Source organism: Streptomyces sp. NPDC031445, from assembly GCF_055581365.1.
The window spans coordinates 1-18,631 of the sequence record NZ_JBVIJO010000036.1 but is presented as its reverse complement, the minus strand read 5'-3'; the positions used below and the strand labels follow the sequence as shown (position 1 = coordinate 18,631).

Sequence of the window (18,631 nt, the reverse complement as noted above, 5' to 3'; positions counted from 1 at the left end):
GCGAACAACCCCGGCAACGTCGCCGGCTCAACCCCCCGAGCCGAGTCGTTCCACCCCACCAACACCCGCTCCCGCTCCACCTCCCCCAGAACAGGGACGGTGCCCAGGACGGTGTGCGAATCCTGTTCCAGCGCCTCTACGACGCCTTCGGTCGCCGCCAGCATCAGCCCGGCAACCAGCGCGGGATCGATCGACTCCACCGCCTGCACCACGAAGCCGAAACCGTCGATCCCACCCAGGTCATCGACGGACACGGTGAGGGGATAGTTCGTCCGTTCCTGCCCCCACACAGCCCGCGCGCCCTCGGCCAGCCCGTTGGCCTGACGTGCGCTCTCACCGGTGTGCCGGTAGTTGAACAGGGTGGTGAGCAGCGGGGCCGGTGCCGGGATCCCGCTGACCCGCTGGACCACAGCAAGCGGCGCGTGCTCGTGCACCATCAGCTCGGCCAGCTGGCCCTGCATCCCGCGCACCGCGTCCCCGACGCCCACACCCGCAGTCCGTACCCGTACCGGAAGGGTGTTGATGAACAACCCCGGCACGCGGTCCGAACCGGCACCCGCCTGCACCCGGCCGAACACCAGGGTGCCGAAGACCACGTCGTCACGGCCCGACACAGCCGCCAGCACCCGCGACCACACCACATGGAACACCGTCGCCGGACTCACACCACACCCGCGAGCCACCTCACGCACCCGGCCGGCCAGACCCTCCGGCACCAGGACCCGCGACTCCTCGACAACACTGCCGTCGCCGAGCACATCCACCACACCGAACGCGGCGGTCGGCTCCGTCACGTCGCCCAGCACGGACGCGAAGTACTCCTCATGCTCCTCCCGCGAAACCCCCAACAACGCCTGCCCCACGAACTCCCGATACGGCATCGGCGCCGGCAGACGACCCTCCTCACCCGCCAGCACCGCCCGCACCTCATCCATCACCACATCAAGCGTCATGTGGTCGAAAGCCATGTGATGGGACCGCAACATCAGCAGCCACCGGCCCGAGCCGTCCGGCAACGCCGCCGCATACGCGTCGGACAACGGCGCACGTCGCAACTCCATCGGGCCATCAGAAACCGACAGAAGCGCCTGTACCGGATCTCCGCTCCGGTCGATCTCCACCTCAATCACCGGCAGCTGCGCCGTGCGGTGGACCACCTGCACCGGATGCGACAACCCCTCCCACACCACAGCCGTCCTCAGGACATCGTGGCGATCGATCACGCGCTGCCACGCCGCCACGAACTCATCCAGCCGCACCCGCGACTCGAACTCCCACACCTGCCTCAGCACATACGGGTCCTGCTCCTGCTCCACACCGGCACCGGCAGCGAGCCGGTGATGGAAGAACAAGCCCTCCTGCAACGGAGCCAGCGGATACACGTCCGCCACGTTGGCCGCGCCACCCGGAACCGACTCCACCACCCGCGCCAGCTCCGCCACCGTCAACCCCGCCAACGGCACCATCTCCGGCAACACCACCTCGGCACCCACCGGAATGGACGACGGCGGAACCCGCACCTCTGTGCGTCCCGCCACCGCGGCCAGCCGCTCCACCGTCGGCGCCGAGAACAACGTCCGCACATCCACCGACACACCACGAGCCCGCAACCGCTCCACCAACGTCACCGCCAGCAGCGAATGCCCACCAAGCTGGAAGAAGTCGTCCTCCACCCCCACCCGATCCAACCCCAGCACCTCGGCGAACACCGCACACAAGATCTCCTCGCGCACAGTCGCAGGACCCCGGCCCGTCCCCGAGCCGTACTCCGGAGCCGGCAACGCCTTGCGGTCCAACTTGCCGTTCACCGTCAACGGCAACGACTCCAACACCACCACCGCCGACGGCACCATGTACTCCGGCAGACGAGAGCCGACAAACTCCCGCACCGACCCAGCCGTCACCCCGACCGTCCCCGAGGCCGGCACGACGTAGGCGACGAGGCGCGTGTCGCCGGGGGCGTCCTCTCGGACCAGTACCGCAGCCTGCGCCACGCCCTCGCAGGCGGCGACCACGGCCTCGACCTCACCCGGCTCGATCCGGAACCCACGAATCTTCACCTGATCATCGGCGCGTCCGACGAACTCCAGCACGCCGTCCTCGGTCCAGCGCACGACGTCGCCCGTGCGGTACATCCGCTCACCCGGCTCACCGAACGGACACGCCACGAACCGCTCCGCCGACAGCCCCGCACGCCCCAGATAACCCCGCGCCAGCTGAGCGCCCGCCACATACAACTCACCCAGTGCTCCGGGTGCCACCGGCTGAAGGCCACCATCCAGCACGAAGGTACGGACGTTGCCCACCGGCTGCCCGATCGGAACGACCGGTCCGCTGTCCTCCTCCATGCACTCCCACACCGTCGTCAGGACCGTCGCCTCAGTCGGCCCGTACTGGTTCTCCAGCAGCACACCGGGCAACACCCCCTGGAACGCATCCCGCATGTGGGACGGCAACGCCTCACCCGCGCAGAACACCGCCCGCAGACTCCCGCACTGCGCCACACCCGGCACCGCCAGAAATGCCGGCAGCATCGACGGCACAAACTGCACCACCGTCACCCGCTCAGCAGCGATCAACCCGGCCAGATACTCCGGATCACGATGACCACCCGGCCGCGCCACCACGAGCACCGCACCCCGCACCAGGGGCCAGAACAACTCCCACACCGACACATCGAAGACGAACGGCGACTTCTGCAGCACCCGGTCCGAGACATCCAGCCCATACCGGTCCTGCATCCAGCCCAGCAGGTTCACCACGCCCGCATGCGGAACCACCACACCCTTGGGCCGCCCGGTCGAACCAGACGTGTAGATCACATACGCCGGATGCGACGGCCGCAACACAGCCAGCCGGTCCGCATCCGTGACGGCCTCACCCGACCACCCCTCCAGCACCCCGGCCCCATCCACCACGACCACGGGCGCTCCCACACCGGCGTCTGCCATCACACCGGCCGACGCGCCGTCAGCGAGCACCACACTCACGTCGGCATCCGCCACCACCGAGGCGATACGCCCGGCCGGATATTCCGGGTCCACGGGCACATACGCACCCCCCGCCTTCAGTACGGCAAGCAGGGCCACGACCAGGTCTACCGACCGGTCCATCACCACACCCACCAACGACTCCGGCCCCACCCCACGACTGATCAGCACCCGCGCCAACCGGTTCGACCACTCATCAAGCTCTCGGTAGGAGACACACACATCCCCGAACACCACCGCGACCGCGTCCGGCGTCCGCGCCACCTGCTGCGCGAACAACCCCGGCAACGTCGCCGGCTCAACCTCCCGCGCCGTGTCGTTCCACTCCACCAGCACCCGATCCCGCTCCGCCTCACTCAGAACGGGAACGGTGCCCAGGACGGTGTGCGGATCGTGTTCCAGCGCCTCTACGACACCTTCGGTCGCCGCCAGCATCAGCCCGGTCACCAGCGCGGGATCGATCGACTCCACCGCCTGCACCGAGAAACCGAAACCCCCTACGGTGCCGAAATCGTCCACCGAGACCGTCAGCGGATAATTCGTCCGCTCGCGACCACCCAGCGCCGTCACACCCTCCAGTGGGCCTCCCGTCTCCTGAGCGACGTCACCGTGCCGGTAGTTGAACAGGGTGGTGAACAGCGGGGCCGGTGCCGGGATCCCGCTGACCCGCTGCACCACAGCAAGCGGCGCGTGCTCGTGCACCATCAGCTCGGCCAACTGGCCCTGCATCCCGCGCACCGCGTCCCCGACGCCCACACCCGAGGTCCGTACCCGTACCGGCAGGGTATTGATGAACAACCCCGGCACCCGGTCCGAACCCGCGCCCGCCTGCACCCGACCGAACACCAGCGTGCCGAACACCACATCATCACGGCCCGACACCGCCGCCAGCACCCGCGACCACACCACATGGAACACCGTCGCCGGACTCACCCCACACCCACGAGCCACCTCACGCACCCGCCCGGCCAGACCCTCCGGCACCAGGACCCGCGACTCCTCGACGACGCTGCCGTCGCCGAGCACATCCACCACACCGAACGCGGCAGTCGGCTCCGTCACATCACCCAGCGCGGACGCGAAGTACTCCTCATGCTCCTCCCGCGAAACCCCCAACAACGCCTGCCCCACGAACTCCCGATAGGGCATCGGCGCCGGCAGACGACCCTCCTCACCCGCCAGCACCGCCCGCACCTCATCCATCACCACATCAAGCGTCGTATGGTCAGAAACCATGTGATGCGACCGCAGTACCAGCAGCCACCGGCCCGAGCCGTCCGGCAACGCCGCCACAAACGCCTGAAGCAACGGCGCACGCCGCAGATCCATCGGCGCGTCCGCGACAGACAGGATGCTTTCAACAACGTCCTGAGCCCGGTCGATCTCCACCTCCGTCACGGGCAGCTGCGCCATGCGGTGGACCACCTGCACCGGATGCGACAGCCCCTCCCACACCACAGCCGACCGCAGGACATCGTGTCGGTCGATCACCCGCTGCCACGCCGCCACGAACTCATCCAGCCGCACCCGCGACTCGAACTCCCACACCTGCCTCAGCACATACGGGTCCTGCTCCTGCTCCACACCGGCACCGGCAGCGAGCCGGTGATGGAAGAACAAGCCCTCCTGAAGCGGGGCCAATGGGTAGACGTCCGCCACGTTGGCCGCGCCACCCGGAACCGACTCCACCACCCGCGCCAGCTCCGCCACCGTCAACCCCGCCAACGGCACCATCTCCGGCAGCACCGCCTCGGCACCCACCGGTATGGACGACGGCGGAACCCGCACCTCTGTGCGTCCCGCCGCCGCGGCCAGCCGCTCCACGGTCGGCGCGGAGAACAGCGTGCGGACATCCACCGACACACCACGAGCCCGCAACCGCTCCACCAACGTCACCGCCAACAGCGAATGCCCACCGAGCTGGAAGAAGTCGTCCTCCACCCCGACCCGGTCCAACCCCAGCACCTCGGCGAACACCGCGCACAAAATCTCCTCGCGCACAGTCGCCGGACCCCTGCCGGCACCCGAGCCGTACTCGGGTGCAGGAAGAGCCTTGCGGTCCAGCTTGCCGTTCACCGTCAACGGCAACGACTCCAACACCACCACCGCCGACGGCACCATGTACTCCGGCAGACGAGAGCCGACATACTCCCGCACCGACCCGGCCACATCAGCGCCGACCTGCGCACCGGTAACGTTGTCCGCGACAACGTACGCGACCAACCGCAGGTCGCCCGGGGTGTCCTCGCGAACCAGAATCGCGGCCTGAGCGACGCCCTGGCACCCGGCAACCGCCGACTCGACCTCACCCAGCTCGATCCGGAATCCGCGGATCTTCACCTGGTCATCGGCACGCCCCACAAACTCCAGGACACCGTCTTCCGTCCAGCGCACCACATCACCCGTGCGGTACATCCGCTCACCCGGAGTCCCGAACGGACACGCCACGAACCGCTCCGCCGACAGATCCGCACGCCCCAGATAACCCCGCGCCAGCTGAACACCCGCCACATACAACTCACCCGCCACCCCAGGCGCCACCGGCTGAAGCCCGCCATCCAGCACGAACACACGCGTGTTGTACAACGGCCGCCCAACCGGCACCGAACCGCCATCCACAGCCGCATCACACAACCACGCCGCCACATCGATGGTCGTCTCGCTCGGACCATAATGATTGTGCAGCGGCACACTCAGCACCGAGGCAAAACGATCACGCAACCGCGACGTCAACGCCTCCCCGCCGCAGAACACCATACGCAGGCTCGCACAAGCAGCCCCCACACCCTCAGCATCGACGAAAACCGACAGCATCGAGGGAACGAAATGGGCAATGGTCACCCGCTCAGCAGCGATCAACCCCGCCAGATACTCCGGATCACGATGACCACCCGGCCGCGCCACCACCAGCACCGCACCCCGCGTCAACGGCCAGAACAACTCCCACACCGACGGATCAAACACCACCGGCGTCTTCTGCAGCACCCGGTCCGTGGCATCCAGCCCATAGCGGTCCTGCATCCAGCCCAGCAGGTTCACCACGCCCGCATGCGGAACCACCACACCCTTGGGCCGCCCGGTGGACCCGGAGGTGTAGATCACATACGCCGGGTGCGACGGCCGCAGCACAGCCAGCCGGTCGGCATCCGTGACGGCCTCGCCCGACCACCCCTCCAGCACCCCGGCCTCATCCACCACGATCCAGCCCGAACCCTCACGGTCAGCCGCCCGCGAGGTCAGCACCACCACAGGCCCAGCATCCGCCAGGACCCCGTCAATCCGCTCGGCCGGGTACTCCGGATCCACCGGCACATACGCACCCCCCGCCTTCACCACAGCCAGCAAAGCCACCACCAACTCCACCGACCGATCCATCACCACACCCACCAACGACTCCGGCCCCACCCCACCACCGATCAGCAACCGCGCCAACCGGTTCGACCGCTCGTCCAACTCCGCATACGAGACCTCGACGTCCTCGAACAGGACCGCGACCGCGTCCGGCGTCCGCGCCACCTGCTGCGCGAACAACTCCAGCAACGTCGCCGGCGGAACATCACGAGCTGTGTCGTTCCACTCCACCAGCACCCGATCCCGCTCCGCCTCATCCAGAACCGGAACAGCGCGCACCGGCAGGGCGGGATCAGCGGCGACCGCCTCCAGCACCCGACCCAGACGCTCCACCAAACGCTCCGCGGTGCCCTGATCGAACAGATCCACCGCCACCAGCAGACGTCCAGCCAACCCCTCCGGCTGCCCATCCGCACCGAGCACCTCGGCGAAGCCAAAATCCAGATCGAACTTCGCCTGGACCAGACCCGTACCGAACGGCTCGCTCTCCACCCCCGGCAGGCCCTCAACCCCGCCATCACCCAGATTCTGAAGGCCGACCGCGACCTGGAAGAGGGGATGGCGGCTCATCGAGCGTTCCGGTGCCAGCTCCTCCACCAGACGCTCGAACGGCACATCCTGGTGCGCGAACGCCTCCAGACTCCGCTCACGCACCCGGCCCAGCACATCCGCGAACGACGGATCACCCGACAGGTCCGTGCGCAGAACCAGCGTGTTGACGAAGAAGCCGACCAGATCGTCCAGGGCCTCGTCCGTCCGCCCGGCGATCACACTGCCCAGCGGGATGTCCTCGCCCGCGCCCAGCCGCGACAGCAGCACCGCGACGGCCGCCTGCAGGACCATGAACATCGTCACGCCCTGCTCACGCGCCAACCGCACCAACCCCGCATGCACGCCTGCGGGAACCTCTATGTCCGCTACCGCTCCCAAATGAGTGGTCACCGCCGGACGAGACCGGTCAAACGGCAGAACCAGCTCCTCAGGTACGTCTGCCAAAGCCTCACGCCAGTAGCTCACCTGACGCGCCAGCACACTGTCCGGGTCCTCCAGCTCACCCAGCAGCCCACGCTGCCACAACGCATAGTCCACGTACTGCACGCCAAGCTCCGACCAGGCCGGCTCCCGGCCCGCACACCGCGCCTCATACGCCTGCGAGAGGTCCCGCCACAACGGGCCGGTCGACCAGCCGTCAGTGGCGACGTGATGCACGGTCAGCAGAAGGACATGGTCCGCCCGGTCCGGCCTGCTCAGCAACAACGCCCGTACCGGAACCTCGGCCGACAGGTCGAAGGTGTAGGACGCGGCGCGCTCGACCAGCATTCGCCACTCTTCCTCACCAGCCTGGACGGCCTGGAGGTCGAAACCGGTCTCCCCGGCCGACAGCACCCGCTGCCACGGCCGGCCGTCGACCACCGGATACACCGTCCGCAGCACCTCATGCCGCGCCAGCACATCCCCCAACGCCACCCTCAACGCCGCAACATCGACTCCGCCCTTCAGCCGCAACGCCACCGGAACGTTGTACGTCGCGCTCGGCCCCTCCAACTGCGCAAGGAACCACAACCGCTGCTGAGCGAACGACAACGGCACCAACTCCGGGCGCTCGGCCACCGCCACAGCCGGACGCGCCATACCGGCCGCCTCCAGCCGGGCCGCCACACCCGCGACCGTCCGCGCCTCGAACACCACACGCAACGCCACCTCCACACCGAACACCGTGCGAAGGCGACTCACCAACCGCGTCGCCAACAACGAATGCCCACCAAGCTGGAAGAAGTCGTCCTCCACCCCGACCCGATCCAACCCCAGCACCTCGGCGAAGACCGCACACAAGATCTCCTCGCGCACGGTCGCCGGACCCCTGCCGGCACCCGAGCCGTACTCGGGTGCAGGAAGAGCCTTGCGGTCCAGCTTGCCGTTCACCGTCAACGGCAACGACTCCAACACCACCACCGCCGACGGCACCATGTACTCCGGCAGACGGGAGGCAACAAACTCCCGCACCGACCCGGCTACATCAGTGCCGGCCTGCGCACCGGCAACGTTGTCTGCGACGACGTAAGCAACAAGGCGCTTGTCACCCGAGACTTCCTCGCGGACCAGTACCGCAGCCTGCGCCACCCCCTCGCAGGCGGCGACCACGGCCTCGACCTCACCCGGCTCGACCCGGAAGCCACGGATCTTCACCTGGTCATCAGCGCGCCCCACAAATTCCAGGACACCGTCTTCAGTCCAGCGCACGACATCACCGGTGCGGTACATCCGCTCACCCGGCACACCGAACGGACACGCCACGAACCGCTCCGCCGACAACCCCGCACGCCCCAGATAGCCGCGGGCCAGCTGGACACCCGCCACATACAACTCACCCGCCACCCCAGGCGCCACCGGCTGAAGCCCGCCATCCAGCACGAACACACGCGTGTTCCACATCGGCCGACCGATCGGAACCGACCCACCGTCCTCCTCCGGCCGGCACTCCCACACTGTCGTCAGAACCGTCGTCTCCGTCGGACCGTACTGATTCTCCAACAGCACACCAGGCAACACCCCATGGAACACATCCCGCGTATGAGACGGCAACGCCTCACCCACGCAGAACACCCCCCGCAAACTCCTACACTCCGCCGCACCCGCCACCGCAAGGAACGCCGGCAGCATCGACGGCACGAACTGCATCACCGTCACCCGCTCCCGCACCACCAACGCGGCAAGATACTCCGGATCACGATGACCACCCGGCCGCGCCACCACCAGCACCGCACCCCGCGTCAACGGCCAGAACAACTCCCACACCGAAACATCAAAACCAAACGGCGTCTTCAACAGCACCCGGTCCGAGACATCCAGCCCATACCGGTCCTGCATCCAGCCCAGCAGGTTCACCACGCCCGCATGCGGCACCACCACACCCTTGGGCCGCCCAGTCGAACCAGACGTGTAAATCACATACGCCGGATGCGACGGCCGCAACACACCCAACCGGTCCACATCCGTGACGACCTCACCCGACCACCCCTCCAACACCCCGGCCTCATCCACCACGACCACCGGCACCACCACACCAGCGTCAGCCACCACACCGGCCGACGCGCCGTCAGCCAGCACCACACTCACGCCGGCATCCGCCACCACCGAGGCGATACGCCCAGCCGGGTACTCCGGATCCACCGGAACATACGCACCCCCCGCCTTCAGCACAGCCAGCAGGGCCACAACCAGCTCCACCGACCGGTCCATCACCACACCCACCAACGACTCCGGCCCCACCCCACGACCGATCAACAACCGCGCCAGCCGGTTCGACCGCTCATCAAGCTCCGCATACGAGACCTCAACGTCCCCGAACACCACCGCGACCGCGTCCGGCGTCCGCACCACCTGCTGCGCGAACAGCCCCGGCAACGTCGCCGACTCAACCCCCCGAGCCGTGTCATTCCACCCCACCAGCACCCGATCCCGCTCCACCTCACCCAGAACGGGAACAGCGCGCACCGGCACGGCGGGATCAGCGGCAACCGCCTCCAGCACCCGACCCAGACGCTCCACCAAACGCTCCACGGTGCCCTGATCGAACAAGTCCACCGCAAACACCAGACCACCACTAAGACCCGCCGGCTCCCCCTCGGAACCGAAACACTCAGCGAAGTCGAAATCCAGATCGAACTTCGCGGGCGGCTGTCCCCCTGGGAACGTCTCCACTGCCAGTCCGGAAAGCTCCCTCTTCCCGCCGTCGACGTTCCGCAGACTGATCATTACCTGGAACAGAGGGTGTCGGCTCATCGAGCGTTCCGGTGCGAGTTCTTCCACCAGGCGCTCGAACGGCACGTCCTGGTTTTCAAACGCCTCCAGGCTGCGCTCACGCACCCGGCCCAGCACGTCGGCGAACGTGGGGTCGCCCGACAGGTCCGTGCGCAGGACCAGCGTGTTGACGAAGAACCCGACCAGATCATCCAGAGCTTCGTCCGTCCGCCCGGCGACCACACTGCCCAGCGGAATGTCCTCGCCCGCACCCAACCGTGACAGCAGTACCGCGACGGCCGCCTGCAGGACCATGAACATCGTCACGCCCTGCTCACGCGCCAACCGCACCAACCCCGCATGCACCCTCGCGGGAACATCAAAGCCCGCCACCGCACCCACATACGTGGACATCGCCGGCCGAGACCGATCAAACGGCAGAACCAGCTCCTCTGGTACGTCTGCCAAAGCATCACGCCAGTAGCTCACCTGACGCGCCAGCACACTTGCCGGATTTTCCAGCTCACCCAGAAGCTCACGCTGCCACAACGCATAGTCCGCATACTGCACCGGCAACGGCTCCCAGGCCGGTTCCCGACCAGCGCACCGCGCCTCGTACGCCACCGCGAGATCCCGCCACAACGGGCCCATCGACCAGCCGTCGGCAGCAATGTGATGCATGACGATAACCAAAACGTACTCGCCCTCTGTCGCCGACTCCTGGTCAACAAGGGCGAACAGAGCGCTTCTTATGGGAAGCTCGAATTCCAGGTCGAACAGATGCGTAGCTGTTCGACTAATCTGATCGCCCAGTTCCTCCTCGGTGACTCGAACGACATCCAATGATGGGTAAGCGTCTCGCTCCGACACAATGTCTTGATAAAGCTCGCCATCTACGTAGCGGAAGCGAGTACGCAAGCTCTCGTGTCGCTCGATGAGATCATGCAGTGCCTGTCCCAATGCATCTGAGTCCAGCGCTCCGGACAGCCGTACCTGGAGCGGAAGATTGTAGGCCGGCCCGCCGACCGCCTGGTTGAGGAACCACACGCGGCGCTGAGCGAACGATGCGGGGATCATGAAAGCTCCTTGGGACGTCGCATGGGGCGAAGTGAGGGGCGCGCAGGTGCGGCGGTGTCCAGATGGGCGGCGATCTCAGCCACCGTGGGCGCTTCGAATACGACCCGGAGTGAAATCTCCGTGCCGAATACAGTACGGATGCGGCTCAGCAGACGCGTGGCTGTCAGCGAGTGCCCACCGAGGTCGAAGAAGCTGTCGTCGACACCGACCTCGTCCACGTTCAGTACGTCCGCGAATACCGCACAGAGCTTCTCTTCGCGGGGCGTGGTCGGCTTGCGCCGGGTTCTAGTGGCAGCGTAGTCGGGCGCAGGGAGGGCTCTGCGGTCGAGTTTGCCGTTGACCGTCAACGGCAACGACTCCAGCACCACCACCGCCGACGGCACCATGTACTCCGGCAGACAGGTGCCAACATACCCCCGCACCGATCCGACCGTCACCCTGTCCTCTACCTCCGAGGCCGGCACGACGTAGGCGACGAGACGTTTGTCGCCGGGTGTGTCCTCGCGGACCAGTACCGCGGCCTGCGCCACGCCCTCGCAGGCGGCGACCACGGCCTCGACCTCACCCGGCTCGATCCGATAACCACGGATCTTCACCTGATCATCGGCACGTCCGACGAATTCCAGCAGGCCGTCCTGCCTCCAGCGCACGACATCACCTGTGCGGTACATCCGCTCACCCGGCCCCCCGAACGGACACGCCACGAACCGCTCGGCCGACAGTCCCGCACGCCCCAAATAACCCCGCGCCAGGCCGGCGCCCGCCAGATACAACTCACCCGGCACCCCGGGCGCCACCGGCTGAAGCCCACCATCCAGCACGAACGCACGCGTGTTGTCCATCGGACGCCCGATCGGCATCACCTCACCCACCGCCCCCGGATCACGCACCGCGACCTGCGTCGCGCACAACGTCATCTCCGTCGGCCCGTACGTATTACGCACCACCACACCAGGCACCGCACCCAACACCCCACGCACCGCACCCGCCGGCACCACATCCCCACCCGTGCTCACCTCACACAACCCCGCGAACGCCCCCGGATCCTCCTCCGCGATCACCCGGAACAACCCCGCCGTCACATGCACATGCGTCAGGCCATACCGCTCGACCAGCCCACGCAACACCCCACCATCGAAACCACCCTCCGGCGCCAGCACCACCGACCCACCCGACAACAACGGCACCCACACCTCATACGTCGACGCATCAAACGAATGCGGCGCCCGCATCAACCCCCGCACCACCCCGTCAAACGCCCAGCACGCATCCCGCACGAGATCAGCCACATCCCCGTGCGTCACCCCCACCCCCTTCGGCACCCCCGTCGACCCCGACGTGAACATCACATACACCAACTGCCCCGGCACACACCCCACCGGCAACAAACCACCAGCCATCCCCTCAACGCCAGCCTCGACATCAGCCCGCACCACCACACCCCCACTGCCGGCCTCGTCACCGCTACCACCGGCGGCGAACTCCTCGACGAAGGCCAGGTCCTGCGTCCGTTCATCCACCAGCAACACGCTCACCCGCGCCTGCTCGAACACCACCCGCATCCGCTCCACCGGCAACCCGGCATCCACCGGTACATAAGCGCCCCCCGCCTTCACCACAGCCAGCAAAGCCACCACCAGGTCCGCCGACCGGTCCATCACCACACCCACCAACGACTCCGGTCCCACCCCACGACCGATCAGCAACCGCGCGAGCCGGTTCGACCGCTCGTCCAACTCCGCATACGACACCTCAACGTCCCCGGACACCAAAGCGACCGCATCCGGCGTCCGCGCCACCTGCTGCGCGAACAACCCCGGCAACGTCGCCGGCGGAACGTCCCGAGCCGTGTCATTCCACTCCACCAATACCCGATCCCGCTCCACCTCTCCCAGAACGGGAACGGTGCCCAGGGCGGTGTGCGGCTCGCGCTCCAGCGCCTCCACCACGCCCTCGGTCGCCGCCAGCATCAACTCGGCGACCAACGCGGGATCGATCGACTCCACCGCCTGCACCGCGAAACCGAAACCGTCGATCTCGCCCAGGTCATCGACAGCCATGATGAGGGGATAGTTCGTCCGCTCCTGCCCCCACACAGCCCGCGCGCCCTCGGCCAGCCCGCCGGCCTGACGAACGCTCTCACCGATATGCCGGTAGTTGAACAAGGTGCTGAACAACGGGGCCGGCGCCGGGATCCCGCTGACCCGCTGCACCACAGCAAGGGGCGCGTGCTCGTGCACCATCAGCTCGGCCAGCTGGCCCTGCATACCGCGCACCGCGTCCCCGACGGCCACACCCGAGGTCCGTACCCGCACCGGCAGCGTGTTGATGAACAGCCCCGGCACACGGTCCGAACCAGCACCCGCCTGCACCCGGCCGAACACCAGCGTGCCGAAGACGACGTCGTCGCGGCCCGACACCGCTGCCAGCACCCGCGACCACACCACATGGAACACCGTCGCCGGACTCACCCCACACCCGCGAGCCACCTCACGCACCCGCCCGGCCAGACCCTGCGGCACCAGCGCCTGTGTCTCACCGACGACGCTTCCGTCGCCGAGCACATCCGTGACGCCGAACGCGGCGGTCGGCTCCGTCACGTCGCCCAGCACGGACGCGAAGTGCTGCTCGTGCTCCTCAGTCGAAGCGCCCAGCAACGCCTGGCCGACGAACTCCCGATACGGCATCGGCGCCGGCAGACGATCCTCCTCACCCGCCAGCACGGCCCCCACCTCGTCGTGGACGATCTCCAGCGTGGTGTGATCCTGAACGATGTGATGCGACCGCAGCACCAACAGCCACCGCCCCGAGCCGTCCGGCAACGCCGCCGCATACGCGTCGGACAACGGCGCACGCCGCAGATCCATCGGCGCGTCCGCGATCCCCAGGATGCTTTCCACAGCATCCGCGCCCTGCGGAAAGACACCGCTGTCCAACTCCGTCACCGGCAGCGGCGCCGTGCGGTGGACCACCTGCACCGGATGCGACAACCCCTCCCACACCACAGCCGACCGCAACACGTCATGCCGGTCGATCACCCGCTGCCACGCCGCCACGAACTCGTCCAGCCGCACCCGCGACTCGAACTCCCACACCTGCCTCGTCACATACGGATCGCGTCCCTCATCCACAGCAAGCCGGTAATGGAAGAACAAGCCCTCCTGCAGCGGAGCCAGCGGATACACGTCCGCCACATTCCCCGCACCACCCGGGACCGACTCCACCACCCGGGCCAACTCCGCCACCGACAACCCCGCCAACGGCACCATCTCCGGCAACACCACCCCCGCATCCACCGGAACCGATGACCGCGGAACCCGTACCTCTGCACGTCCCGCCGCCGCGGCCAGCCGCTCCACGGTCGGCGCGGAGAACAGCGTGCGGACATCCACCGACACGCCACGACCCCGCAACCGCTCCACCAACGTCACCGCCAGCAGCGAATGCCCACCAAGCTGGAAGAAGTCATCGTCGACGCTCACCCGCTCCAGACCCAGCACCTCAGCGAACACCGCGCACAGAATCTCCTCACGCACGGTCGCAGGGCCACGTCCCGCAGGGGCAAGGGCGTACTGCGGTGCCGGCAGGGCTTTGCGGTCGAGCTTGCCGTTCACCGTCAACGGCAACGACTCCAACACCACCACCGCCGACGGCACCATGTACTCCGGCAACCGCGAGCCGACATACTCCCGCACCGACCCAGCCGTCAGCCCATCCACTGACCCTGCGACCGGCACCACGTAAGCGACCAGCCGCTTGTCACCAGGAGCGTCCTCGCGCACCAGTACGGCCGCCTGCGCCACACCCTCGCAGGCGGTGACCGCCGACTCGACCTCGCCGAGCTCGATCCGGAAACCACGGATCTTCACCTGATCATCAGCACGCCCCACGAACTCCAGGACACCGTCTTCGGTCCAGCGCACGACGTCGCCAGTGCGGTACATCCGCTCACCCGGCACACCAAACGGACACGCCACGAACCGCTCCGCCGACAACCCCGCACGCCCCAGATAGCCCCGCGCCAGACCCGCACCCGCGACATACAACTCAGCCGGCACCCCAGGCGCCACCGGCTGAAGCCCACCATCCAACACGAAGGCCCGGACATTGCCCATCGGACGCCCGATCGGCACCATCGCACCACCCTGGCCGGGAACACACTCCCACACCGCCGTGATAACCGAGCCCTCGGTCGGACCATACGGATTGTGCAGCGCTATCCCGAACACCGCATGAAAACGATCACGCAACCCCGAAGACAACGCCTCCCCACCAGCGAACACCATCCGCAAAGATCCGCACTGCGCCACCCCCGGCACCCCGAGGAACCCCGGCATCATCGACGGCACGAACTGCGTCACCGTCACCCGCTCTGCAGCGATCAACCCAGCCAGATACTCCGGATCACGATGACCACCCGGCCGCGCCACCACCAACACCGCACCCCGCACCAGGGGCCAGAACAACTCCCACACCGACGGATCAAACACCACCGGCGTCTTCAACAGCACCCGATCAGTGACATCCAGCCCATACCGGTCCTGCATCCAGGCCAGCAGGTTCACCACGCCGGCATGCGGAACCACCACACCCTTGGGCCGCCCAGTCGAACCAGACGTGTAAATCACATACGCCGGATGTGACGGCCGCAGCACACCCAACCGGTCCCCATCCGTGACAACCTCGCCCGACCAGCCCTCCAGCACCCCGGCCTCATCCACCACGACCACCGGCGCTCCCACACCCGCGGCCGCCACCACACCGGCCGACGCGCCGTCAGCCAGCACCACGCTCACGCCGGCATCCACCATCACCGAAGCAATACGCCCGGCCGGATATTCCGGGTCCACGGGCACATACGCTCCTCCTGCCTTCAGCACGGCAAGCAGGGCCACTATCAGCTCCACCGACCGGTCCATCACCACACCCACCAACGACTCCGGCCCCACCCCACGACCGATCAGCAAGCGCGCCAGCCGGTTGGACCGCTCATCCAGCTCCGCATACGACACCCCGACACCCTCGAACACCACCGCGACCGCGTCCGGCGTCCGCGCCACCTGCTGCGCGAACAACCCCGGCAGCGTTCCCGCCGGAACCTCAAGACCCGTGTCGTTCCACTCCACCAACACCCGATCCCGCTCCACCTCACCCAGAACAGGAACAGTGCCCAGGGCGGTGTGCGGCTCGCGCTCCAGCGCCTCCACCACGCCCTCGGTCGCCGCCAGCATCAGCCCGGCAACCAGCGCAGGATCGATCGACTCCACCGCCTGCACCGAAAAGGCGAACCCACCGCCCAAGTCGTCCACCGCCACGGCCAAGGGATAGTTGGTCCGCTCGGCTCCACCCAGCGCCGTCACACCCGCCAGTGGGTCTCCCGCCCTCTGACCGACCTCGCTGTACCGGTAGTTGAACAGGGTCGTGAACAGCGGGGCCGGTGACGGGATCCCGCTGACCCGCTGCACCACAGCAAGCGGCGCGTGCTCGTGCACCATCAGCTCGGCCAGCTGGCCCTGCATACCGCGCACCGCGTCCCCGACGGCCACACCCGCAGTCCGTACCCGCACCGGCAGCGTGTTGATGAACAACCCCGGCACACGGTCCGAACCAGCACCCGCCTGCACCCGGCCGAACACCAGCGTGCCGAAGACGACGTCGTCGCGGCCCGACACCGCCGCCAGCACCCGCGACCACACCACATGGAACACCGTCGCCGGACTCACCCCACACCCGCGAGCCACCTCACGCACCCGCCCGGCCAGACCCTGCGGCACCAGCGCCTGTGTCTCACCGACGACGCTTCCGTCGCCGAGCACATCCACCACCCCGAACGCGGCGGTCGGCTCCGTCACATCAGCCAGCACGGACGCGAAGTACTCCTCGTGCTCCTCCCGCGAAGTGCCCAGCAGCGCCTGGCCGACGAACTCCCGATAGGGCATCGGCGCCGGCAGACGATCCTCCTCACCCGCCAGCACCGCCCGCACCTCATCCATCACCACATCAAGCGTCGTATGGTCAGAAACCATGTGATGCATTTGCATGACAAGGAGCCACCGCCCGGAGTCGTCGGGCAGTGCCGCAACATGCGCCTTCATCAATGGCGCCTGATGCAGGTCCATGGGTTGATCGGACAATGCCAGCAGGATTTGAACCGACTCCGGAGCGGGGGCGGCGTGTCCGGCATCGTTCCCTAGATCGACATCCACTACGGACAGCGGTGCTTCCCGGGAGACCACCTGCACTGGATGAGGTAGTCCCTCCCAGGCAAACGAGGCGCGCAAGACGTCATGCCGGTCGATGACCCGCTGCCACGCCGCCAGGAACTTATCCAGCCGCGACCGCGAATCGAACTCCCATACGTGGCGGAGGATATAGGGATCATGCCCCTGTGCAGCGTCGAGTTGATGATGGAAGAACAATCCGTGCTGCAGCGGGCCCAGCGGATACACGTCCGCCACGTTGCCCGCACCACCCGGAACCGACTCCACCACCCGCGCCAGCTCCGCCACCGTCAACCCTGCCAACGGCACCATCTCCGGCAGCACCACCTCGGCATCCATCGGAATGGACGATGGCGGAACCGCCACGCCTTCCCGCCCGGCGGCCGCGGCCAGCCGCTCCACCGTCGGCGCCGAGAACAACGTCCGCACATCCACCGACACACCACGAGCCCGCAACCGCTCCACCAACGTCACCGCCAGCAGCGAATGCCCACCCAGCTGGAAGAAGTCATCGTCGACGCTCACCCAATCCAGACCCAGCACCTCAGCGAACACCGCGCACAGAATCTCCTCACGCACGGTCGCAGGGCCACGTCCCGAGGGGGCAAGGGTGTACTCCGGCGCCGGCAGGGCCTTGCGGTCCAGCTTGCCGTTCACCGTCAACGGCAACGACTCCAACACCACCACCGCCGACGGCACCATGTACTCCGGCAACCGCGAGCCGACAAACTCCCGCACCGACCCAGCCGTCACCCCGCCAGCTTCGGCCGGCACGACGTAGGCGACGAGACGCTTGTCACCCGGGACGTCCTCGCGAACCAGAACCGCAGCCTGAGCGACCCCCTGGCAGCCGGCCACCACCGACTCGACCTCACCCGGCTCGATCCGATAACCACGGATCTTCACCTGATCATCGACGCGCCCCACGAACTCCAGCAGACCGGCGTCGGTCCAGCGCACCACGTCGCCGGTGCGGTACATCCGCTCACCCGGCCCCCCGAACGGGCAGGCCACGAAGCGTTCCGCCGACAGTCCCGCGCGTCCCAGGTAGCCGCGGGCAAGGCCGGCGCCCGCCAGATACAACTCACCCGGCACCCCGGGCGCCACCGGCTGAAGCCCACCGTCCAGCACGAACGCACGCGTGTTGTCCATCGGGCGCCCGATCGGCATCACCTCACCCACCGCCTGCGGATCACGCACCGCGACCTGCGTCGCGCACAACGTCATCTCCGTCGGCCCGTACGTATTACG

Annotated in this window: 2 protein-coding genes; both read right to left on the bottom strand. The window is 67.6% G+C overall.

What is annotated here, in order from left to right; all coding sequences use genetic code 11:
- Positions 1-11,159: amino acid adenylation domain-containing protein (locus ACZ5DC_RS40210; RefSeq protein WP_468661382.1), on the bottom strand; the 11,159-nt coding region annotated here is incomplete at its 3' end.
- A partial coding sequence (locus ACZ5DC_RS40205) for an amino acid adenylation domain-containing protein (RefSeq protein WP_468661380.1) occupies positions 11,156-18,631 on the bottom strand: 7,476 nt, incomplete at its 5' end. The genes ACZ5DC_RS40210 and ACZ5DC_RS40205, both read right to left, overlap by 4 nt.